The sequence below is a fragment of the Acinetobacter lwoffii genome, from assembly GCF_029024105.1.
Taxonomy (GTDB): Bacteria; Pseudomonadota; Gammaproteobacteria; order Pseudomonadales; family Moraxellaceae; genus Acinetobacter; species Acinetobacter lwoffii.
Genome location: NZ_CP118963.1, coordinates 1,382,844 through 1,406,239, shown reverse-complemented (window position 1 = coordinate 1,406,239; position 23,396 = coordinate 1,382,844). Strand labels below are relative to the sequence as shown.

Sequence of the window (23,396 nt, the reverse complement as noted above, 5' to 3'; positions counted from 1 at the left end):
TCGCACTTTATACATAACCCAGTGAATTAACATGAAAGATCACCTAATATTCTTCACCTAGCTTTATCTTTTTTATGCATAAGTAAATCAATAATCAAGACAACGACTTATATCCAAAAGTCATAAGATATGCTCGTTTTTTGATTTTGGCATATATGCATGTTTGGTCCGATTGAATTTATTTTAGCAGGCGTTCTGGTAGGTTTTTGTGTAGGTGTCACCGGTGTCGGTGGCGGTTCATTAATGACGCCAATTCTTATCAGTTTATTCCGGATTGAACCGCATATCGCGATTGGTACTGACCTGCTCTATGCCGCGATTTCTAAATTCTGTGGCTCGTTTGTGCATGCCAAGAAAATGAATATTGTCTGGCCGATTGTGATCTGGCTGGCCGTTGGCAGTATTCCCGCATCTTTTGCAACACATTGGGTTCTTGATAACTATCTGAGCCAATCAACGCATTACAAGGCCGTCCTGACCATGGTATTGGGCTTTATGCTAACCATTACCGGCTTATCCATTCTGTTTCGTAGCCAGATCGAAAATCTTTTTAATAAATACAGAAAACAAGAACTACCGGATATGACCCAAGATCTGGAAAAAGTAAAGCTGCAAGCCAAGGAAAAGCGCGTAGCCATTATCATCATGGGCATTATCTTGGGCATATTTGTCACGCTCTCTTCAGTGGGTGCCGGCGCATTTGGCATCATGGCACTTGTAGTGATGTTCCCGAATCTGCCGATGATTCGTATCATTGGCTCAGATGTTGTGCATGCAGTGTTACTGACCCTGGTTGCAGGGCTGGGTCATATGTCTTCAGGCAATGTCGATTTCATGCTGCTCATGTGGTTATTGGTGGGGTCTATTCCGGCGATTATTGTCGGCACTTTACTCAGCTCACGTATGCCGGAAAAACTGATCCGCAAAATTTTAGGTATTACCCTATTTGCGCTGGGCGTGAATTTCATGATTAATCCTGTGAAATCAAAACCGGCTCAACCTGCTGAAACAGCAATGATAATTGTGAATCAAAATTCCCCGTCCGTTTAAGTTAACTATCCGATTCATCACTTTTTTTTCAAAGAAGTATTCATCTTTTTTATAACAAAGTGACGCATCATTCATGTTATATTCGGGCTATTAAACAACCTTTTGTATGATCGAACCAGTGACGGCAATGAATACACAACAGTCAAATCCTATTTCAGCATCAGATATTGATGACGTGAATATCCACAGCATGATTCCTCTTGTAACCCCTGCTGAGCTTAAAGCAGAGTTACCGTTGACTGAAACTGCTTATCAAACCGTACTGCATGGTCGTGAAACGATTCGTAAAATTCTGGATGGTGAAGACAAACGCCTGTTCGTTGTAATTGGCCCTTGTTCTATCCATGATCCGGCGGCGGCGCATGAATATGCTGAACGCTTAAAAGTACTGAGCGAAAAAGTTAAAGACAGCTTATACATCGTGATGCGGGTTTATTTTGAAAAACCACGGACTACCGTAGGCTGGAAAGGCCTGATCAATGACCCAGACATGAATGATTCATTCAATATTGAAAAAGGTCTGCGTATCGGTCGCAAGCTATTACTTGAACTGAATGAAATGGGCTTGCCATGTGCCACTGAAGCACTTGATCCAAACTCGCCACAGTATTACCAAGACCTGATTTCATGGTCAGCAATTGGTGCACGTACCACAGAAAGCCAGACCCATCGTGAAATGTCTTCTGGTCTTTCTTCACCAGTCGGCTTTAAAAATGGTACTGATGGCGGTTTAACGGTCGCGACCAATGCGATGCAATCTGTGAAACATGGTCACAGCTTCCTCGGTCTGAATGATCAAGGCCAGGTGGCTGTGATTCGCACTTCAGGCAATCCTTATGCTCACGTGGTACTGCGTGGCGGTAATGGCAAGCCGAACTACGATGCAGGCTCGGTTGCCGATGCAGAAGCTGCTCTAGCCAAGGCCAAAGTCAGCACCAAGATCATGATTGATGCCAGCCACGCCAACTCTAACAAAGACCCGTACCTGCAACCACTTGTACTTAAAAACATTTCCGAACAAATTCTTGATGGAAACAAGTCAATTGTTGGTATTATGGTAGAAAGTCATCTTAAGGGTGGTCGTCAGGACATTCCGGCGAACCTGAATGATATGGAATACGGTCAATCCGTTACGGATGGCTGTATCGACTGGGAAACGACTGAAAAAGTTTTACTCGACATGCATGAGGCATTGAAAGACATTTTACCTAATCGTTAAATGATCTGACCAACGCCATCGCCAAGATGGCGTTTGCATTTCTAGAACAAGGAAAATTTATCTGATGAATGATATTGAAACGGCATTAAGCCAGATTGAGAATTTTCAGTTCATACACGAACATCTGTTTAGCTCCGGTCAACCGACCACTACCCAATTACAGCTGATGAAAGAATACGGTGTATCTACTGTCATCAATGTGGCGCTAACCGATAGCGAACAGTATCTGCCGCATGAAGATAAAATTTGCCTTGAGCTGGGACTGAACTATATTCAGGTTCCGATTTCCTGGGAAACACCTTCAGACAATCAATGCCTGCTGGTACTGGACCTGATCGATCATCTGGTAAAAGAGCAAATGGTCTGGGTACATTGTTCGCAAAACTACCATGTCAGCTGTCTGATGTATTTATATCGTCAATACTATATGGATATGGATCTGCCTACAGCACAAGAACACTTGCATCAGATCTGGGAACCGAATGAAACCTGGACCGGTTTAATGCATGCGGTTGCTCTACAGCTACAAGGCCGTAAAGCAACTCAGGAACTGGAACTTTCCTTGATTAATCCGAATTATTTTGCCTGATTTTATTTGCTGTGGCTCAATAGCACGGTTGCCATGGACATAATTCCTTCCTGACGACCGGTAAAACCTAACTGTTCAGTGGTGGTGGCTTTGATACTGATTTGAGTCACATCAACATCCAAGACATCTGCAATACTTTGACGCATCGCCAGATTGTGTTTAGCCAGTTTTGGACGTTCACAGGCCACGGTAATATCGGCATTATTCAGGTGATAACCACGATCCAGAATTAGCTGATAAACATGCTTGAGTAGTACCCGGCTATCCGCACCTTTAAACTCAGGATCTGTATCGGGGAAATGCTGGCCAATATCTCCCAGCGCCAAAGCACCCAACAAAGCATCACAGAGTGCATGCAGCACTACATCACCATCCGAATGTGCTTTCAGACCGTGAGTATGCGGAATTTGAATGCCTGCCAGAGTGACAAAATCACCTTCTTCAAATGCATGCACATCCAGCCCCTGGCCAATACGAATTTGTGCGATCACCTTATACATCCTTTAGAAATAGCCCATTGAAATCTTGTACACTTGCTTTCTATTTCGCTATAGTTAGACCAAGCGTAACACAGTGAAAGTATAAGCGATCATGCTACTGAAAACTGATATAAATATGTTGAAAATAATTAGCCTGATGCTCGGTCTGGGGATGATTTCTACAGGTAGCTCGGCGATCACAATGAACTGTAACGACGACAGCCAAAAAACGGCTGCCATGAATAAAGTCTGCTCAGCATCGCTGGCTGAATCTCGTGAAAAACTCACGGACCAATACTTTACTGCTTTTCTGATTACTGATGCACCTGTGCGCTTATTGCAAGATAGCCAACAATTATGGGCGAGCCGTTTACAACAATGTAAAACCCTGGACTGTTTTAAACAGCAGTTTGAATGGCGTTTAGATGATTTAAATGTCTATATTTCACTGAATCAAAGTCTGACCCAGCATTATATTAAGTTTGAACAGGGACAAATCGCCAAGCAGCCTGTACATCTCAAGATTCATCAACTGACCAAAGACCGGATCAAGATTGAAGGCCTGGCATATCGTAATCCAAATAACCGGACCGAGAAGCAGACCGTTCCTTTTTTAGCCTATACCACGCCTGAGACAAAAAACCAGATCACCGATAATGAAAATGACTGCCGCTATGAGTTTAACTATAGTAAAGCCATTTTAGCGGTCAGTAGCCAGCAGAAAGGCTGTGAGCGTTTTACTGGGATTTATCGCCTATACGATTGATTTAATTTAAAAATATTAAAATTTATTGTTATATAAAATGAGATTTTTGGTGTAAAAAGCAGCCCGCAAGCGGGCTATCAATTTAAGCAGGATAGTATTGCGCAATTTCCTGACTGATCATTGCAGCCGTTGCAGCTGATAAAGTCCAGCCCAGATGACCATGCCCGGTATTGTAAAAAACTCGCTCATGTTTGCCACGGCGTATCACAGGCATCATATTTGGCATCATTGGACGTAAGCCAGCCCAAGGTACGACATGCTCAGTACACAGATCAAAATTACGATTGGTCCAGTCAATTAAAGGTTGAATCCGGTCTGCACGAATATCCCGGTTATAGCCATTAAACTCGGCTGTTCCTGCAACACGCAAACGATCCTTGCCTAGACGTGACAAGACAATTTTGGCGCTTTCATCCAGTAAACTGACCCAAGGTGCATTTTTCTGGCTCTGCTCATCATTCAGTTGCACGGTAATCGAGTAGCCTTTGACTGGATAAACATTGACCCGTTCACCAAGAATCTCAGCCAGTTGATAGCTACCAACCCCTGCACAGACCACAACGGCATCTGCATTAATTTCCAGAATGTCATCTGGAGAGGAATGGACATTTTCAGTACTAGGTTTGCATTTAACCCGAATATTTTGAGCCTGATGATCAACAGCGAAAACATCTTGACCAAATTCGAATTTCACACCTTTTTGCATACAGGCTTTGGCCAGACCGGTACTAAATTTATGAATATCGCCGGTGGCATCGCTCTGACAGTAGAATCCAGCATAATAATCGCCAGTTAATGCAGGTTCGATCTGCTTGATTTCTGCATTGGAAATTGCATTGCGCTCCAGACCACCGCTACACAACAGATCATTCACTTTGATCGCAATATCATAATCCGTCTTGTTATGATAAAAATGTAAAATTCCGCGTTTTTCTAGATCAAAATCAATATTTTCTGTTTCGGCAATTTCAAATAAACGTGCTCTTGCCAGTAAAGCCAGCCGTACAGTCTCTCGGGTATTGGCTTCATAATGTTTGATATTGCCCAGAAATTCCATGAGCCAGCTGTATTTATGCACACTGAAAGAAGGATTGAGCAAAAGTGGTGCGGTTTTTTGTGACATCCATTTGATGCCTTTGAGTACCGTGGCTTTCTGGTTCCAGACTTCGGCATTACAGGCAGACAGCTGGCCGCCATTGGCAAAGGATGTTTCCATTGCCGGATATAGATGCCGATCCACCACGGTCACCTGATAGCCTGATAATGCAAGCTCATAAGCTGTGGTTACTCCGGTAATCCCGGCCCCAATCACCACGACATGATGCATAGACACCTCCTTGATTATATTGATGTCTTTTCCCATCTGTCATGTGTACCTGAGAGCTTCGGTAGATGCATTGCACATCAATGCGGCCACCTTCCCCTTCGGTGAGTGATTCAACACTTCTCTCCAGAGTCTTTATCCATTATCACAGTCCTTTTGCCTGAGAGTTTCCTGGGACCTTGCTCCTTCGGCGAATGCAGAAGCATTTCTCTCCTGCAATAATGTTTTATTATCATGAGCAATTTATATACCATTTTTAGGAAAAACACAGTTTTTATTTATGTTAATTCACGTGAATTTATCCATGATTTTTTTCTTAATTAACAGCATACATGTGTAATGAAGGATATTGCCTCGATATTAAATTTTTAGATTTTGCTGCCGTAAGTAAAACCAGTAAGTTCTACCCTTTATAAAATTCTAAGACTTATTTAGTTTTGGCGCTTAAATAGAGTTTCATTATGGCTTAGGCTATTTTAATAATTCAAAGTATATATCATCCAAAGCAAAATTTAGACTTTTATCATGCATTTTAGAGTTTTAAATAATCCAAGAAAGTATCATCAATAAACTGCCTGCTGCGACCACTGTTTGTACACTAATAATACTGGCCATTAACTCGCTATCGCCGCCATATACCCGGGTTAAAACATACGAAGCTGAGGCGGTAGGAAGTGCAAAGAACAAGACTAATACCTGAGTAGTTAATGCATCAATCTGGAAAATTTTACACACTAAAAATGCAATCAGCGGCATTCCGAACAGGCGACCAAAGGTCATCAGGCTGAGTGGCAACATATCACGCTGAAAGCCCTGAAACTGTAAGGCAGCGCCCACACACATCAAACCGAGTGGCAAACTGCACAGTGCAATCTGTTTAAGGAACTGCTCTGCTCCAGTCCAGAGTGACAAACCGGAAAGATTAAATAAACCACCGACAATACAGCCCAGAATTAATGGGTTTTTAGCCAAGCCGAGAATAATTTTGGTGAGCTGCATTTCGTGATTACGGGTAAATGCCAGTACCGATAAGACATTCACCAAAGGAATACACAGCACCATGATCACCGCGAAAATAGTCATACCCTGCTGCTGAAATAAGGCACTGACAGCAGCAAGGCCAATATAGGTGTTAAAGCGTAGTAAACCTTGGACATACACGCCGAAACGCGCATAAGATATCTGGTAAATATGACGCAAAATATACAATGCAATACTGACCACAGCCATAATGCTAAATACAACCAGCACCACATCTTCAATGACTGCCATTTGAATCTTGGCAGTGGCCAGATTTAAAAATAGCATCACTGGAAACAGTGCATAATAATTTAACTTTTCTGCGCCTCGCCAGAAATCATCACTCAACCATTGCCTGCGCTTAAGTAAATAGCCAAAGCTGATCAGTCCGATGAGAGGAAATAAAGAAGTTAAAATAATATGCAGCATATGACATCCTGGTCTGTTTTCTGCCTAATCTTAAGTCACTTAGACTGAACAGAAAACTTAGCATGTTCAGGAGCTTTCCCACTACTCAATTTAAGCAGTAAAAAGCTTGAATTTTCATCAACTAATCATATTGATTTGCTGATTTTTTCTAAAATCAGCAAATGTAACGGAATCAACGGTTCTCCGACATTTTGACCCAGTGGATATGCTTCAATCTTTTCAGTCAGCTGATAGCCACGGCGCTGATAATATGCCAGCAGTTCAATACGGACATTTAATACTGACATCTGAATCACTTTCTTTTTAAATATTTCGAAAATATGGGATTCGGCAAAGTCCAATAATTGCTTGCCATAACCCGAGTTTTGCTCAGCAGGTGCAACAGCAAAGCTTCCAATCTCTGCTACTTGCTGTCCTAAGCTCACGCCAATACAACCAAGAAGCTTATTATCAATTTCCAACACAAAGAGCTGAAAATTTTCTAAATTGAGCAAGTCATATAACTGTTTTTCTTGAATACGATCACCCTGGATCATTCCTGCTTCAGTCGTCCATCCACCAGGAGTACGATAAGCTGTATTAATCAGTATAGTAAGTTGCTGAACATCAGCCTTGCTCGCCAATCGTATATTTTTATAGTGATTCATTTTATAAATAAAAAAAGTCAGACCGGAGTCTGACTTTAAAACAATTTCACTTTAAAGTTAAAGCAAATTATTTAGGTTCAATCGGTGCAAATGGCGCAACAACATCGGCATTTTGCGCACGGTGACGCATGAAGTGATCCATCAGCACAATCGCCAGCATCGCTTCAGCAATCGGGGTTGCACGCACACCTACGCAAGGATCATGACGACCTTTGGTCAACACATCAGTATCTTCACGATCAATATTGATGGTTTTACCTGGCGTGGTGATAGATGCAGTCGGTTTCAACGCAATCGCAACACGAATGTCCTGACCGCTAGAAATACCACCTAGAATACCGCCAGCATGATTGGCCAGGAAGCCATCAGTTGTCAATTCATCACGGCTTTCATGACCAAACTGTTCAGCGACGCCAAAGCCATCACCGATTTCTACACCTTTAACGGCATTAATCGACATCATGGCATGCGCGATGTCAGCATCTAGACGATCAAAGACTGGCTCGCCCCAACCGACTGGCACTTTAGATGCAATGATCTCCAGTTTAGCGCCACAACTGGTACCTTGCTCACGCAAAGACGTCACTAGCGCTTCAAAACGCGGTACTGTATCCACATCGCCACAGAAAAACGGATTGTTTGGAACTTCGTTCCAGTCCAGTTTCTCTGCTTTTTCAGTACCAATCTGGGTTACATGACCACGAATCTCAATGCCAAATTTCTCGAAAAGGAATTTCTTGGCAATTGCACCCGCAGCAACACGCATTGCCGTTTCACGCGCACTTGAACGGCCTCCACCACGGTAATCACGGAAACCATACTTTTGGGTATAGGTATAGTCAGCATGACCCGGTCGGAATGTCTGCGCAATATTGCCGTAGTCTTTCGATTTTTGATCCGTATTACGAATTAACAAACCAATTGAAGTACCGGTGGTTTTACCCTCAAACACACCGGAAATAATTTCTACTTCATCGGGTTCTTTACGTTGGGTTGCAAATTTCGATGTACCCGGCTTACGGCGGTCCAGATCCTTTTGCAAATCAGCTTCAGTCAGCTCAATGCCGGGTGGAACCCCATCGATGATCGCCATCAGGCCAACACCGTGAGATTCACCACAAGTCGTTACACGGAACAGTTGCCCTATACTATTACCTGCCATGTCAAACGACTCCTTATGCTTGAATAGACTGTATGAATAAATCACGGTAGGTACGACATTGCTCTGCAGTCAATGCAAAGATACCCGTACCACCTTTCTGGAATTGTAACCAGTAGAAATCAACCGAATTGAAGTTTTGGCGCATTGCCCATTCTGAGTTACCCACTTCGATCACGATCAGGCCATTCTCAGTCAGATAATCTGCAGCTTGAGCCAGCATTTTACGTACCAGATCCAGACCATCCTGACCTGCAGCAAGCGCAAGCTCAGGCTCATGATGGAATTCCTCAGGCAAATCCGCCATATCTTCCGCATCGACATACGGCGGATTAGATACGATTAAATCGTATTGATTTTCAGCCGGAATTTTTTCGAACAAATCCGATTCAAGCAATGCGATCTGATATTGCTTGTCATGATGCTCAGTATTGATTTGCGCAACTTCCAAGGCTTCTTTGGAAATATCAGTCGCATCCACTTCCGCTTCAGGGAAAGCATAAGCCAAGGCAATCGCGATACAGCCTGAACCGGTACACATATCTAGAATACGTTGAGGCGTCTTTGGATTCGGGTTTTCCGGCAAGTTGTTGACTGCCTCACCCATTTGACCATGTTCGCCTAGGAAATACGGGGCAAAACGGTTCTGAATCAGTTCAGCAATCGGTGAACGAGGGATTAGCACGCGCTCATCAACGTAATAAGGTTTACCGTCGAAGTAAGCCAGGTTCAATAAATATGAAGTTGGTACTTTTTCATTAATACGGCGTTCCAGCAGACTTAAAAATTCGGCTTTTTCACTTGGTAATAATTTGGCATCTAAAATTTCAGCGTCCGCTTTCCATTCTAGCGACAGGGTTTGCAGCACTAGCGCTGAACTTTCAGCAAAATAATCTTCTGTGCCTTGGCCCAAATGTGCATCGTATTGACGTAATGCTGTCACACCAAAACGAATAAAATCACGAATGGTGGTTAAATTTTCAGCGGCTTCCTGCATATGTTCAGGGCTAATAGTCGGTCGATCCACTTAAGGCGTCTCCAAGGTCATTTTTTTAAACGCCTTATGATACCTTGTTTTGCCTGCTTTTATAATGCTAAAGCATGAAAAACACGAATTCTCTACGCCCACAAAAATTATAAAATTCCTGTTTTTGTAAGCGATTATGCAGATAAATGTTTACTTTATTCAGGGATGTTTCTGTTAAATGCCGATACTAATACTATGATGATTTATCGAAAACCGGACGCATAAGAACGAGATTGATAAAGATTAGCCTGATCCATGATCAAAGCCAGCATACATTGACCCTGTTGCTGCTTGGCATATTTTCCTGACATTCTAAAGTTACATTGCTGGGACAGTTTACGCTCCCACAATACATGCTGACTGCGAATGGCGGCGGTCTGGTTCGGATTCAATTTAAGATAAGTTTTATAGTTTTTCTTCAGACGTTTATTGTGAACTTTCAGCTCTTTTTCCAGGCATTTTTCCGCTTTGGGTGTATTACCATAACTAAAATTCATGCACTGTGTATATTCCTTGGAATACCCAACAGCAGCCTGTGTCTGAACCGCAGTACCCACAAAAATTGCAACTAAAAACCATGCAAGACGCATAACTTCCCCTTGACCGAAACCGGTACAATCCCAATAAATGTTTAACAATCAATATTGTTTAAATTATCCACTGATATTAACGCAGTCCAGACAAAAATCCTATGCCTTTCTCGGAATGAAAGATTAAACAGTTGCACAATTGAAAATTGGCACATGACCCACATATAATCCGCATTCAATCTTCAAATGAGCCCAGATCTATGAGCTATAAGCACAATAATCTTATGGCGATGCGCCAGAATTACTGGAATGATAAAGCCTCCAGTCAGGTGCAGCAAGAAAAGGTATTTTTGCAGTCGACCTTAATGCAACATGGCGTATTTACCAATGCGACATTGGACGATGCTAAATATCTGTTTTTTGGCTTGCCAAGTATTGTGATTGTAAAAGGCTATGCTTTGGGCTTCATGCATGACAGCGTACAGCGCCTGATTCATCAACATATTCAAACAAATAAACAACAGTTACAACAACGATCCGAATTAAAAATCCAATTTCAAATGGCATAATGCCCTGTCTAAACTGATACAAACTGGTGAATAAATGAAAGCTTGCCTAGCTTTTACTATGAATTCAGCGGCTTAAACTTTTTTAATACGTGCAGAAACGCTACTATCCCTTACAATGATTTATTCTGCTTCATGCTGATGATGAAAGGATCGAGTTTACATGTCAGATCAGAACGATAAGCTTAAACAACTGAAAACCTCCTCTATGGATCGACGCTTATCGATCGCAAAGGCATCCTTGCTGGCAGGCACGCGTTGGGCGGCTTCTAGTGCAAGCTCCATGTTCTCAAGCGAAGAAGAAAAAGAAAAAAAACGTAAAAAAGCCATGAAAGAACAGGCCGATTATCTGGTAGCAGAAATTGGCAAGCTGAAAGGGTCTATCGTTAAAATTGGCCAGATGATGGCGCTGTACGGTGAGCATTTTCTGCCAGAAGAAGTCACTCAGGCCCTCAATACTCTGAACAATCAGACGGTAGCATTGGCATGGCCAGCCATCAAGACCCAGTTACAGCAACAACTCGGCTCTAAACTCGACGATCTCACCATTGATCATGAACCTTTGGGCACAGCTTCTTTGGCACAGGTACATCGCGCTACCCGAAAATCTGACGGCATGGAACTGGTGTTAAAAATTCAGTATCCGGGTGTGGCAGAAGCCATTGATTCGGATATGAGCCTATTTAAAAACATGCTGAAATTGACCCGCATCGTGCCACAGACTCGCGAATTCGACCAATGGTTCGATGAAGTCCGTGAAATGATGCATCGTGAAGTAAATTATCAGATTGAAGCAGATACCACGCGTCGTTTTGCTGCCCGTTTAAAAGATGATCCTCGCTATATCGTCCCAACCATTATTAATGAATATTGCTCAGATCGTGTGCTGTGCATGACTTTTGAACGCGGTGTGCCGATCAACAGCCCAGTGATGTTGTCCTTACCCCAAGAACGCCGCAACCAGCTAGGTGAAGCCTCTCTAGAAATTGCAGTGCGTGAAATCTTCGAATGGGGCGAGATGCAAACCGATCCGAACTTTGGTAATTATCTGGTTCGTCTCGGCAATGGCGCAGATGTGCACGACAAGATCATTCTGCTCGACTTTGGCGCGATCCGTCAGTTTGACCAGCATCTGCTGAGTGTTGCACGTAATCTGATTCAAGCAGGCTATCATCATGACTCGGATATGATGGTCAAAGCGATGACTGGTTATGAATTTTTTGATTCGATTCCACAAAGCATCAAACCGGATATGGCCAAAGTCTTTTTACTGGCCACCGAAGCGTTTAGTTCACCGCTAAATAATCAAGAATTGCCAGCTGGCATCATGGATGAACATAACCGTTATGACTGGAAAAAAAGCCAGCTGCATAGTCGTGTGATGCAACAGGCGTCGAGATCAATGGCTTCACGTTATTTCAGTGTTCCACCTAAAGAATTTATGTTTATTAGTCGTAAATTTATCGGTGCCTATACTTTTATGACCGTGATTGATGCCAAAACCAATGTGCGTGCCATGATTAAACATCATCTCTCTTAAAATAAAACCTGCATCAAAAAGACCTGGATGATTTTGTCATTCGGGTCAATTTCTAGACATATTTGATTTTTTATATTTTTATCTTTCTTTTAATTTTCATTGATTTATTCATCCCTTTCTTCAATCCAAAAAACCTAAAAATTGTCAATCATTCATGTCAGGGATGACATGGTTTTATCTCTGAGTGCATGTCAGTATTAAAAAATAACGTGACAACACCTTTAGGATAATCAGAATGAATAATATGGTGAATAAAGCCCAAGGATTTGGCTTGTCCCTACTGACAAAAATCGCGGGTAGCGAAGTATTAGACCAATTAAAACTGCGTAAATTTGTTGAAAAATCGCTTTATCAAAGTTCAAAAGCAGGATTCAAAACACTGAGTCAAACCCAGAAAATCCTGAAATCTGGCCAGAAGATTCAAAAACAACGTCTCCCGCATCAGTCTAAATCCTTATTTGATCTAAACCTGACTGAAGAGCAGCAAATGACCTGTAATGCCATGCAGCAATTTGCCCAAGAGGTGCTGTATCCCTTGGCGCATAATGCAGATCAGCATGAATTATTTCCCCATGAACTCTCGCAATACAGCACTGATTTAGGTTTGAATTTCTATGCCCTGCCTGAAGCATTGGGGGGCGTTGCATCGGAACAGAATATCGTCAGCAATATTTTAATCGCTCAACATTTGGCTCAGGGTGATTTCAGTCTGACGGCTGGCTTACTTTCGACTTTTAGTGTCATTAACGCCATTACCCGCTGGGGCTCAGAGCAGATTCAGGCAGAATATCTGGGCGCTTTCGCAGAGAATCCTGAGTTAAAGGCCACCTTTGCAGTACAGGAAAAAACAGCAGCGTTTAACCCGGAGCAACTTAAAACCAAGGCTGTTGCACATCAGGGACATTATCTAATTCTGGGTGAAAAGACCTTAGTGCTCTTGGGAGAAAGTGCCGATCTGTATCTGGTCAGTGCTGATCTGGATGGCAGAGCTGAGGTCTTTGTGGTGCAACGCGACAGTACCATCACTGCGAAAAAATCGCCGGCTATGGGTTTAAAGGCCACTGAAACCGTTACGCTCAAATTTGAAAATACTCCAGCTCAACGTCTGGGAGATAAAGATTTTGATTATGCAGCTTTTGTTGATCTGGGTAATTTAATGTGGTGTGCGATGGCGGTGGGCACCTGTGAAACAGTCAAAAAATACTGTGTGCAATACGCCAATGACCGTATTGCCTTTGGCGAACCGATTTCTCATCGTCAGAGTGTCGCCTTTATGATTGCTGATATGGCCATTGAAATTGACGCTATGCAAATGTTGATCATGAATGCCGCCAGTCTGGCTGAATCCGGTCAAGCTTTTCATCGTGAGGCTTATTTGGCACGTCTGCTCTGCGCAGAAAAATCCATGAAAATAGGCACCGATGGTGTACAGATTTTGGGTGGTCATGGTTTTACCAAAGAACATCCGGTAGAACGCTGGTATAGAGACCTGCGAGCCACTGCCATTCTCCATTCTGGCTTACATGCCTGATCAGAACATAAAGAAGAACAATGATGAATCTACAAACTCCAAAAAAATTTAAGCTTTTGATTGATCAAGCACATGAAGTTGCCCTCAATGTTTTGCGTCCGATTTCACGTAAATACGACAAGGCTGAACATGCTTATCCGATAGAACTAGACATGCTAGCTTCAGTCGTGGATGGCATGAACCAAGGTAGTGAAGGCATGAATGCTGGTGCAGCGGTGAATAAACGGGGCGATGCAGACAACAGCAATAAAAATGGCATTAATATATCTACTGCCCTGAGCATTATTGAAATGTGTTATGGCGATACTGGCTTATTACTCTCGATGCCACGCCAAGGATTAGGAAATTCAGCCATTGCAGCCGTTGCCAATGAGGAGCAATTGCACCGTTTTCATGGAACTTGGGCGGCCATGGCGATTACCGAGTCAGGTTGCGGTTCAGATTCCGCTGCGATTCGTACCACTGCGACTAAAGACGGTGATGACTATATTCTGAATGGCGAGAAAATTTTTGTGACCTCTGGAGAGCGTGCTGATGCAGTGGTCGTTTGGGCAACTCTGGATAAAAAGCTGGGACGATCAGCCATTAAATCATTTGTGGTGACCAAAGGTACTCCAGGAATGAAGGTTGAACGACTGGAACATAAATTAGGGATTAAATCATCCGATACTGCCACGATCAGCTTTATCAACTGTCGAGTACCTACTGCAAACTTGCTCGGCCATGCAGAAATCGATGTTGCTAAAGGCTTTGCTGGCGTGATGGAAACCTTTGATAATACTCGTCCGCTGGTCGCCGCCATGGCGATTGGTTGTGCGAAAGCCTCGCTGGAACGCATCAAGGAGATTTTTAAGGATCAGCTGGACTCCACTTATGCCACACCGTATTTACAAAGCTCTAATATCGCAGCACAAATCTATCGTATGGAAGCTGAATGGGAAGCAGCACGCTTGCTGATGCTGAAGGCCGCCTGGATGGCCGATAATCACAAACCAAATTCACGTGAAGCATCTATTGCCAAAGCCAAGGCCGGTCGGATCGGTAATGAAATTACCTTAAAATGTGTCGAACTTGCGGCAGCCATTGGTTATAACGAAACTGAACTTTTAGAAAAATGGGCGCGTGATTCCAAGATTCTGGATATTTTTGAAGGCACCCAGCAAATTCAGCAACTGATTATTGCCCGTCGGGAACTAGGAAAATCATCGAGCGAATTAAAATAATGATTACTCATTAAATAGCGAATTAAACTTACATGAGTTAATTAAACGATGGATTTTTTAAGGATTTAAGGTTATAAAAATTCATCGTTTTTTCAAAATAAAATCAGTCCAATATGTACTCTATTCGTCCTATTCAGCCTGAAGATAATGCCCAAATTGCAAACATTATTCGTCGTGTTTCCCAAGAATTTGGACTGGCAGCAGAATCTGGTTTTGCCGTAGGTGATTCTATTCTAGATGAGCTATATCAAGTTTATCAGCAACCAAAATCAGCTTACTGGGTTGTTGTGGATCAACAAAATAAAATTTACGGGGGTGGTGGAATTGCGCCATTAAAAGGTGATGCAACTATTTTAGAAATTCAGAAAATGTACTTTTTACCTGAAATTCGTCAGCAGGGTTTTGCCAAGAAAATTTTAGAATTATCCTTTGAATTTGCACAGACTCATCAAATTAAGTCAGTCTATCTAGAAACAACTAAAGCGCTTTGGCAAGCGGTGAAACTCTATGAAAAATTAGGTTTTCAGCATCTTGATCAGCCTGAAGGCAATACCGGACATAGTGAAGCCTGTGAAATCTGGATGCTGAAAACCCTTTCAACTTAGAGGTTTTTTAGTAAATAGATAAAATTTGTACATTAATAAAGTGCTTTCATCAGCAGCAAGCTTGACTCTTGTATATAGGCTGCCTAACATCGAAATACGTTTATTCAGGCATGGAATTCACAGTTTGTTTTTTTCTCATTTATTCAATCTAATTAAATCTAAACGTTCACTATTTAATTCTCATTCTTTTAAATTTTCTTCTATTTTATTGAGCACTTTTCTTTTTGTGGGTTGCTCATCCTTGGGCGGAGGGCCGGTAGAAAAGCGCGCAGCTAAACTATCTAAAGGCATTCAAACTGCTTATTCCACCCCATCCAGTACAGCTAATCGTGTTTCACCTTTAATTGTTCAACATGCACAAAATCAGGGTGTAGATCCGCTTCTAGTGGCGGCTATGATCCGTCAGGAATCTACTTATCGTAGCCAGGCAACTTCGCCAGCAGGTGCGGTAGGCTTGATGCAAGTGATTCCGAGATATTGGCAACAAACTTGTCCAGGTGATTTATACAATGAAAGCAGTAATATCCAATGTGGTACATATATTCTTTCTAAATATAATCAATCATCCGGTGACTGGAAGAAAGCGCTTGCCTATTATAATGTAGGTCCATCGGGTTATGAAAATAATCGTAAAATGCGTAAACAAGGTAAACGTTATGCCAAACAAGTAAAACAGCATAAAAAAATGCTGAAAGACTCTCTATAATTACTGATTTAAGCTAATTAAATTAATAATGCTTAGGCTATTTGATGTAAAGCTTTGATAATTAGTAGTTATTAAATAATACCTATTGAAATTTCTGCTATGAAAGCATATTTAGAAAATATTAACTACAGTTGTGATATGCGTGTTCGGTAAAATACCCTGCCATAACAAACCAGCGATTCGCTGGTTTGTTATGTGCCAAAATTTACAAGATCAGCTTATAAACTCTTATAGCGCTAGCTTTACAGATCTCAATAGGTCAAACAAATTGACAGGAATCATCTGCCTCAGAAGAATCTGATCAGCTTTGAGATAGATATATTAAATATCTTATCTAAAATCCCCCACATAAAAAAATCCCCCTCTGCCTTAGCGGAGGGGGATTTTCGAATAATGAGCTGGCGATGACTTACTCTCACATGGGTAACCCCACACTACCATCAGCGCTAAGAGGTTTCACTTCTGAGTTCGGGAAGGGATCAGGTGGTTCACTCTTGCTATGGTCGCCAGCACAACTGTTTATGGACTTGTTCGGGTCTTATTTACGCTGTTTATTTCGTATGCCTTACTTCGTACCAAATAGAATTCATTAACAGGTTTTATTTGAGTTGAATATTGTCATACTAACGAGCTTATGAATCAAGCTGTTTTGCTGAATATCGAATCGATTGATGCTTAATACAACAACTGTTTGGGTGTTGTATAGTCAAGCCTCACGAGCAATTAGTATTGGTCAGCTTCACATATCACTATGCTTCCACATCCAACCTATCAACGTCGTAGTCTTCAACGGCTCTTTAGGAGACATAAAGTCTCGGGGAAATCTTATCTTGAGGTAGGCTTCCCGCTTAGATGCTTTCAGCGGTTATCCCTTCCGAACATAGCTACCCGGCGATGCCACTGGCGTGACAACCGGTACACCAGAGGTTCGTCCACTCTGGTCCTCTCGTACTAGGAGCAGATCCTCTCAAATTTCCAACGCCCACGGTAGATAGGGACCGAACTGTCTCACGACGTTCTAAACCCAGCTCGCGTACCTCTTTAAATGGCGAACAGCCATACCCTTGGGACCTGCTTCAGCCCCAGGATGAGATGAGCCGACATCGAGGTGCCAAACACCGCCGTCGATATGAACTCTTGGGCGGTATCAGCCTGTTATCCCCAGAGTACCTTTTATCCGTTGAGCGATGGCCCTTCCATACAGAACCACCGGATCACTAAGACCTACTTTCGTACCTGCTCGACTTGTGGGTCTCGCAGTTAAGCGCGCTTTTGCCTTTATACTCTACGCGTGATTTCCGACCACGCTGAGCGCACCTTCGTACTCCTCCGTTACTCTTTAGGAGGAGACCGCCCCAGTCAAACTACCCACCAGACATGGTCCTCGTCCCGGATAACGGGACAGAGTTAGAACCTCAATATTACCAGGGTGGTATTTCAAGGACGGCTCCATCGCAACTAGCGTCGCGACTTCAAAGCCTCCCACCTATCCTACACAAGTAAGATCAAAGTTCAATGTCAAGCTGCAGTAAAGGTTCACGGGGTCTTTCCGTCTAGCCGCGGGTACACCGCATCTTCACGGCGAATTCGATTTCACTGAGTCTCTGCTGGAGACAGCGCCCCCATCATTATGCCATTCGTGCAGGTCGGAACTTACCCGACAAGGAATTTCGCTACCTTAGGACCGTTATAGTTACGGCCGCCGTTTACTGGGGCTTCGATCAAGAGCTTCGCTTACGCTAACCCCATCAATTAACCTTCCAGCACCGGGCAGGCATCACACCCTATACGTCCACTTTCGTGTTTGCAGAGTGCTATGTTTTTAATAAACAGTTGCAGGGGCCTGGTTTCTGAGGCTGTCGGCCGCTCAAGGAGCAAGTCCTATCACAGACAACAGCGTACCTTCTCCCGAAGTTACGGTACCATTTTGCCTAGTTCCTTCAGCAGAGTTCTCTCAAGCGCTTTGGTCTACTCGACCTGACCACCTGTGTCGGTTTCGGGTACGATTCCTGTGTAACTGAAGCTTAGAGACTTTTCCTGGAAGCATGGTATCAGCCACTTCACTGTACAAGTACAGCTTGCTATCAGTTCTCAGCATAGAGTACCCCGGATTTGCCTAAGATACATGCCTACAACCTTCCACCTGGACAACCAACGCCAGGCTGACTTAACCTTCTCCGTCCTCTCATCGCATTACACAGAAGTATTGGAATATTAACCAATTTCCCATCGACTACGCCTCTCGGCCTCGCCTTAGGGGTCGACTCACCCAGCCCCGATTAACGTTGGACTGGAACCCTTGGTCTTTCAGCGTGCGAGTTTTTCACTCGCATTGTCGTTACTCACGTCAGCATTCGCACTTCTGATACCTCCAGCAGACTTCTCAATCCACCTTCATCGGCTTACAGAACGCTCCCCTACCACGCATAATAAATTATGCATCCGCAGCTTCGGCATATAGTTTTAGCCCCGTTACATCTTCCGCGCAGGCCGACTCGACTAGTGAGCTATTACGCTTTCTTTAAAGGGTGGCTGCTTCTAAGCCAACCTCCTAGCTGTCTATGCCTTCCCACATCGTTTCCCACTTAACTATAATTTTGGGGCCTTAGCTGGCGGTCTGGATTGTTTTCCTCTTGACTACGGACGTTAGCACCCGCAGTCTGTCTCCCGGATAGTACTCATTGGTATTCGGAGTTTGCATCGGTTTGGTAAGTCGGGATGACCCCCTAGCCGAAACAGTGCTCTACCCCCAATGGTATTCGTCCGAGGCGCTACCTAAATAGCTTTCGGGGAGAACCAGCTATCACCAAGTTTGATTAGCCTTTCACCCCTATCCACAAGTCATCCCCTGGCTTTTCAACGACAGTGGGTTCGGTCCTCCAGTTAGTGTTACCCAACCTTCAACCTGCTCATGGATAGATCACCTGGTTTCGGGTCTATACCCAGCAACTAAACGCCCTATTAAGACTCGGTTTCCCTACGGCTCCCCTATTCGGTTAACCTTGCTACTGAATATAAGTCGCTGACCCATTATACAAAAGGTACGCAGTCACCGGACTAAGCCGGCTCCCACTGCTTGTATGCATGCGGTTTCAGGATCTATTTCACTCCCCTCACAGGGGTTCTTTTCGCCTTTCCCTCACGGTACTGGTTCACTATCGGTCAGTCAGGAGTATTTAGCCTTGGAGGATGGTCCCCCCATATTCAGACAAGGTTTCACGTGCCTCGCCCTACTCGACATCATCATATAAGCCCTTTCGTGTACAGGACTATCACCGTCTACGGTCGCACTTCCCAGAGCGTTCCACTAGAACTTATATGACTTAATGGGCTCTTCCCCTTTCGCTCGCCGCTACTGAGGGAATCTCAATTGATTTCTTTTCCTAAGGGTACTGAGATGTTTCACTTCCCCTCGTTCGCCTTGCAACACTATGTATTCATGTTGCAATACCTACCTTATGGTAAGTGGGTTTCCCCATTCAGACATCTCCGGATCACAGGATATTTGCCGCCTCCCCGGAGCTTTTCGCAGGCTATCACGTCTTTCATCGCCTCTGACTGCCAAGGCATCCACCACATGCACTTAATTACTTGACTATACAACCCCAAACAGTCGTTTATCCTTACAAGTAGGATAAGCAACAGAGCTTGTCTTGCGACTTACTCATACAGTTGGCGTTTCGTAGACTTAACTACTGTACAGCTTCAATTAGATTCATATACCAAAACGCTTGATTCAGTTAATTTCGCTAGAACTCATTTCTTGTAGTTGCCTACTTGAAACGAGTTTGAACAAATTATTTCAACTCAAATATATTCTGTTAATGATTTTTCCAGCCTTCGTCAGGTCAGGAAACTGTGATAAATCACAGAGGTTATCAAGTGCGCGTATCATAACGCTTGTACTTGTTAATCTCTAGGATCTAAACACCTGATCGCTTAGGAACTAAACAACTTCATCACTGTATGATTACATACTGCGCGAAGCGTAGCTTCTTGCTTAAATTTCAAGGAAAAGCATGCTTTTCTTGTCTTGAAATTTGGTGGAGACTAGGAGAGTCGAACTCCTGACCTCCTGCGTGCAAAGCAGGCGCTCTACCAACTAAGCTAAGTCCCCAGCTTATCAATAAGTCAATGTATCGTTCTGTTTCTGCTTGCGCTTCGTCAGTAGTGGTGGGTCTGACAAGACTTGAACTTGTGACCCCACGCTTATCAAGCGTGTGCTCTAACCAACTGAGCTACAGACCCTCAGATACATCGTATGAAGAACAACTTGTTGTGGATTCTTACCAATCGTCAATCTTTCGTTAAGGAGGTGATCCAGCCGCAGGTTCCCCTACGGCTACCTTGTTACGACTTCACCCCAGTCATCTGCCACACCGTGGTAAGCGTCCCCCCTAAGGTTAGACTACCTACTTCTGGTGCAACAAACTCCCATGGTGTGACGGGCGGTGTGTACAAGGCCCGGGAACGTATTCACCGCGGCATTCTGATCCGCGATTACTAGCGATTCCGACTTCATGGAGTCGAGTTGCAGACTCCAATCCGGACTACGATCGGCTTTTTGAGATTAGCATCCTCTCGCGAGGTAGCAACCCTTTGTACCGACCATTGTAGCACGTGTGTAGCCCTGGTCGTAAGGGCCATGATGACTTGACGTCGTCCCCGCCTTCCTCCAGTTTGTCACTGGCAGTATCCTTAAAGTTCCCGGCTTAACCCGCTGGCAAATAAGGAAAAGGGTTGCGCTCGTTGCGGGACTTAACCCAACATCTCACGACACGAGCTGACGACAGCCATGCAGCACCTGTATGTAAGTTCCCGAAGGCACCAATCCATCTCTGGAAAGTTCTTACTATGTCAAGACCAGGTAAGGTTCTTCGCGTTGCATCGAATTAAACCACATGCTCCACCGCTTGTGCGGGCCCCCGTCAATTCATTTGAGTTTTAGTCTTGCGACCGTACTCCCCAGGCGGTCTACTTATCGCGTTAGCTGCGCCACTAAAGCCTCAAAGGCCCCAACGGCTAGTAGACATCGTTTACGGCATGGACTACCAGGGTATCTAATCCTGTTTGCTCCCCATGCTTTCGCACCTCAGTGTCAGTATTAGGCCAGATGGCTGCCTTCGCCATCGGTATTCCTCCAGATCTCTACGCATTTCACCGCTACACCTGGAATTCTACCATCCTCTCCCATACTCTAGCCAACCAGTATCGAATGCAATTCCCAAGTTAAGCTCGGGGATTTCACATTTGACTTAATTGGCCACCTACGCGCGCTTTACGCCCAGTAAATCCGATTAACGCTTGCACCCTCTGTATTACCGCGGCTGCTGGCACAGAGTTAGCCGGTGCTTATTCTGCGAGTAACGTCCACTATCCAAGAGTATTAATCTCGGTAGCCTCCTCCTCGCTTAAAGTGCTTTACAACCAAAAGGCCTTCTTCACACACGCGGCATGGCTGGATCAGGGTTCCCCCCATTGTCCAATATTCCCCACTGCTGCCTCCCGTAGGAGTCTGGGCCGTGTCTCAGTCCCAGTGTGGCGGATCATCCTCTCAGACCCGCTACAGATCGTCGCCTTGGTAGGCCTTTACCCCACCAACTAGCTAATCCGACTTAGGCTCATCTATTAGCGCAAGGCCCGAAGGTCCCCTGCTTTCTCCCGTAGGACGTATGCGGTATTAGCATCCCTTTCGAGATGTTGTCCCCCACTAATAGGCAGATTCCTAAGCATTACTCACCCGTCCGCCGCTAGGTAATGTAGCAAGCTACATTTCCCCGCTCGACTTGCATGTGTTAAGCCTGCCGCCAGCGTTCAATCTGAGCCATGATCAAACTCTTCAGTTTAATACTATGTAGTGCCTTAAAGGGCACCAATCTTGGCTCATCAATTTTCTGACAAATATTTCTCAAATAAACTTCGAGTAATTTCTACCATCAATCAATGAAAATAATTTCGATCAATCAACCAGTAAAAATCCACACAAGTTGTTCTTCATAATCTCTTAATGATCTTCTTAAAACCTCGTCAGTTTCAAGCTCCAACCCAATCACTTAACGTTTCGTTTCATGCATTGCGTTGGTGTGCTGCGTATTCTATACAGTTTCAAAACGAGCGCAAGGGCTTTTCTTAAAAATATTCAAAAAAACCAATCATGCGTTTATTTTTTAATCTAAAAGGCTATTTTTAACACTTTTTTTGCATTTTTCTAGCTAATTCCACATGAAAAGTTTAAGCAAATGTTAATTTTCTAGCCCTCATCTTATAAAAAAAAGATCACTTTAATGGTGATCTTTTTGATTCTTCATCAAAATATTTTAATTTGCCTGCTCAGCGAGCCAAGTCATAAATTTTTGACGCTCAGCTTTAGAAGCCTTCTGCCATAATTGAATCAGCTGCTGATCATTCTGTTCTGCTGACTGAGTATATATAGCTGCCGGTTGATTAACTTCTGTCGCAGCTTGAGTTGTCAAATCCACTTTTTTAGTCAACACTCGATTTCCAAACCATGGTTTCGCTGCATCTTTAGCGCCCGTCTGCTGGACTAAGAGCTGATTTTTTGCATCATATAGACCAATAATGGGCTGATCTTTATATTTTTGCGCTGCATCAAAATCCTTAGGCGCCTGAATGAGTGCTAAACGATAAGTCTCACCATCTTTAAGGCTGGGTGTTTTTACCGTAACAACACCTGACTTTAAAATGTCATGTGAATTGTCTGAATGCTGGAAAAATTCGTTATAGCGTACGCTGATCGCATTTATACCTGCATCCAAGCTATAAGTCTGATTAGAACGCAATAGACCCGAGTTCACCTCCTGATCATTTACGGCAACAATTTTTATTTCTTCAGGTACTGTGACGGTCACTGCTGAAAAAACTGATGTGCTAAACAGAAACACTGCTGCAGTTGCCGCAATACGTAAACCCATATCCTTTACTCATTTTTGGTTGTTTATTAAAAATTAGCTGCACTATGCCGCGTC

General features: G+C 43.6%; 18 protein-coding genes, 2 tRNA genes, 3 rRNA genes and 1 riboswitch. Of the genes, 10 read left to right on the top strand and 13 right to left on the bottom strand.

The window, feature by feature from the left end:
* Positions 1-159 precede the first annotated feature (159 nt).
* From PYW33_RS06865 to PYW33_RS06855, 3 genes are all read left to right on the top strand, one after another.
* A complete protein-coding gene (locus PYW33_RS06865; protein WP_004647097.1) occupies positions 160-1,050 on the top strand; it encodes a sulfite exporter TauE/SafE family protein in 891 nt (296 codons plus the stop codon).
* 127 nt (positions 1,051-1,177) lie between these two features.
* Positions 1,178-2,269, top strand: coding sequence for a 3-deoxy-7-phosphoheptulonate synthase (locus PYW33_RS06860; RefSeq protein WP_174766804.1), 1,092 nt, complete (start codon positions 1,178-1,180; stop codon positions 2,267-2,269).
* Between the two features lie 64 nt (positions 2,270-2,333).
* Positions 2,334-2,858, top strand: coding sequence for a protein tyrosine phosphatase family protein (locus PYW33_RS06855; RefSeq protein ID WP_004280464.1), 525 nt, complete (start codon positions 2,334-2,336; stop codon positions 2,856-2,858).
* Between the two features lie 2 nt (positions 2,859-2,860).
* Here PYW33_RS06855 and ispF read toward each other — a convergent pair whose 3' ends face one another.
* On the bottom strand, positions 2,861-3,349 hold the full coding sequence (ispF, locus tag PYW33_RS06850) for a 2-C-methyl-D-erythritol 2,4-cyclodiphosphate synthase (RefSeq protein WP_004280465.1): 489 nt from the start codon (positions 3,347-3,349) through the stop codon (positions 2,861-2,863).
* 100 nt (positions 3,350-3,449) lie between these two features.
* Here ispF and PYW33_RS06845 point away from each other — a divergent pair, with 100 nt between their 5' ends.
* Positions 3,450-4,103, top strand: coding sequence for an A1S_1983 family putative colistin resistance protein (locus PYW33_RS06845; RefSeq protein ID WP_004647098.1), 654 nt, complete (start codon positions 3,450-3,452; stop codon positions 4,101-4,103).
* An 82-nt stretch (positions 4,104-4,185) separates the two neighbouring features.
* Here the strand turns inward: PYW33_RS06845 and PYW33_RS06840 are convergent, their stop codons facing one another.
* The 6 genes from PYW33_RS06840 to PYW33_RS06815 all read right to left on the bottom strand — a co-directional run bounded on the left by PYW33_RS06840 (position 4,186) and on the right by PYW33_RS06815 (position 10,299).
* Positions 4,186-5,430: a D-amino acid dehydrogenase gene (locus PYW33_RS06840; protein ID WP_004647099.1), complete on the bottom strand. Its 1,245-nt coding sequence runs from the start codon at positions 5,428-5,430 to the stop codon at positions 4,186-4,188.
* Between the two features lie 135 nt (positions 5,431-5,565).
* Positions 5,566-5,653: riboswitch (glycine riboswitch) on the bottom strand.
* A gap of 314 nt (positions 5,654-5,967) precedes the next feature.
* On the bottom strand, positions 5,968-6,876 hold the full coding sequence (locus tag PYW33_RS06835; protein ID WP_004647100.1) for an AEC family transporter: 909 nt from the start codon (positions 6,874-6,876) through the stop codon (positions 5,968-5,970).
* A 125-nt stretch (positions 6,877-7,001) separates the two neighbouring features.
* Positions 7,002-7,523, bottom strand: coding sequence for a GNAT family N-acetyltransferase (locus PYW33_RS06830; RefSeq protein ID WP_004647101.1), 522 nt, complete (start codon positions 7,521-7,523; stop codon positions 7,002-7,004).
* Between the two features lie 67 nt (positions 7,524-7,590).
* Positions 7,591-8,685, bottom strand: coding sequence for a chorismate synthase (gene aroC / locus PYW33_RS06825; RefSeq protein WP_004647102.1), 1,095 nt, complete (start codon positions 8,683-8,685; stop codon positions 7,591-7,593).
* Positions 8,686-8,698: 13 nt separating this feature from the next.
* Complete coding sequence (gene prmB / locus PYW33_RS06820; RefSeq protein WP_004647103.1) at positions 8,699-9,709, bottom strand: 50S ribosomal protein L3 N(5)-glutamine methyltransferase; 1,011 nt, start codon at positions 9,707-9,709, stop codon at positions 8,699-8,701.
* A 203-nt stretch (positions 9,710-9,912) separates the two neighbouring features.
* Entirely contained in the window at positions 9,913-10,299 is a 387-nt protein-coding gene (locus tag PYW33_RS06815; RefSeq protein WP_004647104.1) for a lysozyme inhibitor LprI family protein, read from the bottom strand.
* A gap of 200 nt (positions 10,300-10,499) precedes the next feature.
* Here PYW33_RS06815 and PYW33_RS06810 point away from each other — a divergent pair, with 200 nt between their 5' ends.
* The 6 genes from PYW33_RS06810 (at position 10,500) to PYW33_RS06785 (ending at position 16,410) form a co-directional block, all read left to right on the top strand.
* A complete protein-coding gene (locus PYW33_RS06810) occupies positions 10,500-10,808 on the top strand; it encodes a hypothetical protein (RefSeq protein WP_004647105.1) in 309 nt (102 codons plus the stop codon).
* A gap of 160 nt (positions 10,809-10,968) precedes the next feature.
* Positions 10,969-12,345, top strand: coding sequence for an ABC1 kinase family protein (locus PYW33_RS06805; RefSeq protein WP_004647106.1), 1,377 nt, complete (start codon positions 10,969-10,971; stop codon positions 12,343-12,345).
* Between the two features lie 244 nt (positions 12,346-12,589).
* Positions 12,590-13,876 (top strand): acyl-CoA dehydrogenase family protein, encoded by a 1,287-nt coding sequence (locus PYW33_RS06800; RefSeq protein WP_171057018.1) that lies wholly within the window; start codon positions 12,590-12,592, stop codon positions 13,874-13,876.
* Between the two features lie 23 nt (positions 13,877-13,899).
* Positions 13,900-15,099, top strand: coding sequence for an acyl-CoA dehydrogenase family protein (locus PYW33_RS06795; protein WP_016806953.1), 1,200 nt, complete (start codon positions 13,900-13,902; stop codon positions 15,097-15,099).
* A gap of 113 nt (positions 15,100-15,212) precedes the next feature.
* Positions 15,213-15,704: a GNAT family N-acetyltransferase gene (locus PYW33_RS06790; protein ID WP_004647110.1), complete on the top strand. Its 492-nt coding sequence runs from the start codon at positions 15,213-15,215 to the stop codon at positions 15,702-15,704.
* A gap of 124 nt (positions 15,705-15,828) precedes the next feature.
* Positions 15,829-16,410, top strand: a complete 582-nt coding sequence (locus PYW33_RS06785; protein WP_004647111.1) for a lytic transglycosylase domain-containing protein — start codon at positions 15,829-15,831, stop codon at positions 16,408-16,410.
* A gap of 396 nt (positions 16,411-16,806) precedes the next feature.
* Here the strand turns inward: PYW33_RS06785 and rrf are convergent.
* The 6 genes from rrf to PYW33_RS06755 form a co-directional block, all read right to left on the bottom strand.
* Positions 16,807-16,921: ribosomal RNA gene (gene rrf / locus PYW33_RS06780) — 5S ribosomal RNA — on the bottom strand.
* Positions 16,922-17,112: 191 nt separating this feature from the next.
* Positions 17,113-20,007 (bottom strand): 23S ribosomal RNA (locus tag PYW33_RS06775).
* 444 nt (positions 20,008-20,451) lie between these two features.
* Positions 20,452-20,527, bottom strand: a tRNA-Ala gene (locus tag PYW33_RS06770).
* 54 nt (positions 20,528-20,581) lie between these two features.
* Positions 20,582-20,658: transfer RNA gene (locus tag PYW33_RS06765), tRNA-Ile, on the bottom strand.
* Between the two features lie 60 nt (positions 20,659-20,718).
* Positions 20,719-22,256 (bottom strand): 16S ribosomal RNA (locus PYW33_RS06760).
* Together the 16S, 23S and 5S rRNA genes with 2 tRNA genes alongside form the textbook arrangement of a ribosomal RNA operon.
* 471 nt (positions 22,257-22,727) lie before the next feature.
* Positions 22,728-23,342 (bottom strand): DUF2057 family protein, encoded by a 615-nt coding sequence (locus PYW33_RS06755; protein WP_004645248.1) that lies wholly within the window; start codon positions 23,340-23,342, stop codon positions 22,728-22,730.
* Between the last annotated feature and the right edge of the window lie 54 nt (positions 23,343-23,396).

Bases quoted from the DNA above. Each gene is read 5' to 3' on its own strand.
- PYW33_RS06845 (WP_004647098.1), top strand. From the start codon at position 3,450: ATGCTACTGAAAACTGATATAAATATGTTGAAAATAATTAGCCTGATG.
- PYW33_RS06800 (WP_171057018.1), top strand. From the start codon at position 12,590: ATGGTGAATAAAGCCCAAGGATTTGGCTTGTCCCTACTGACAAAAATC.
- PYW33_RS06795 (WP_016806953.1), top strand. From the start codon at position 13,900: ATGAATCTACAAACTCCAAAAAAATTTAAGCTTTTGATTGATCAAGCA.
- PYW33_RS06815 (WP_004647104.1), bottom strand. From the start codon at position 10,299: ATGCGTCTTGCATGGTTTTTAGTTGCAATTTTTGTGGGTACTGCGGTT.
- aroC (WP_004647102.1), bottom strand. From the start codon at position 8,685: ATGGCAGGTAATAGTATAGGGCAACTGTTCCGTGTAACGACTTGTGGT.
- PYW33_RS06860 (WP_174766804.1), top strand. From the start codon at position 1,178: ATGAATACACAACAGTCAAATCCTATTTCAGCATCAGATATTGATGAC.
- PYW33_RS06855 (WP_004280464.1), top strand. From the start codon at position 2,334: ATGAATGATATTGAAACGGCATTAAGCCAGATTGAGAATTTTCAGTTC.
- PYW33_RS06865 (WP_004647097.1), top strand. From the start codon at position 160: ATGTTTGGTCCGATTGAATTTATTTTAGCAGGCGTTCTGGTAGGTTTT.
- PYW33_RS06830 (WP_004647101.1), bottom strand. From the start codon at position 7,523: ATGAATCACTATAAAAATATACGATTGGCGAGCAAGGCTGATGTTCAG.
- PYW33_RS06805 (WP_004647106.1), top strand. From the start codon at position 10,969: ATGTCAGATCAGAACGATAAGCTTAAACAACTGAAAACCTCCTCTATG.
- PYW33_RS06835 (WP_004647100.1), bottom strand. From the start codon at position 6,876: ATGCTGCATATTATTTTAACTTCTTTATTTCCTCTCATCGGACTGATC.
- PYW33_RS06840 (WP_004647099.1), bottom strand. From the start codon at position 5,430: ATGCATCATGTCGTGGTGATTGGGGCCGGGATTACCGGAGTAACCACA.
- PYW33_RS06790 (WP_004647110.1), top strand. From the start codon at position 15,213: ATGTACTCTATTCGTCCTATTCAGCCTGAAGATAATGCCCAAATTGCA.
- PYW33_RS06810 (WP_004647105.1), top strand. From the start codon at position 10,500: ATGAGCTATAAGCACAATAATCTTATGGCGATGCGCCAGAATTACTGG.
- PYW33_RS06755 (WP_004645248.1), bottom strand. From the start codon at position 23,342: ATGGGTTTACGTATTGCGGCAACTGCAGCAGTGTTTCTGTTTAGCACA.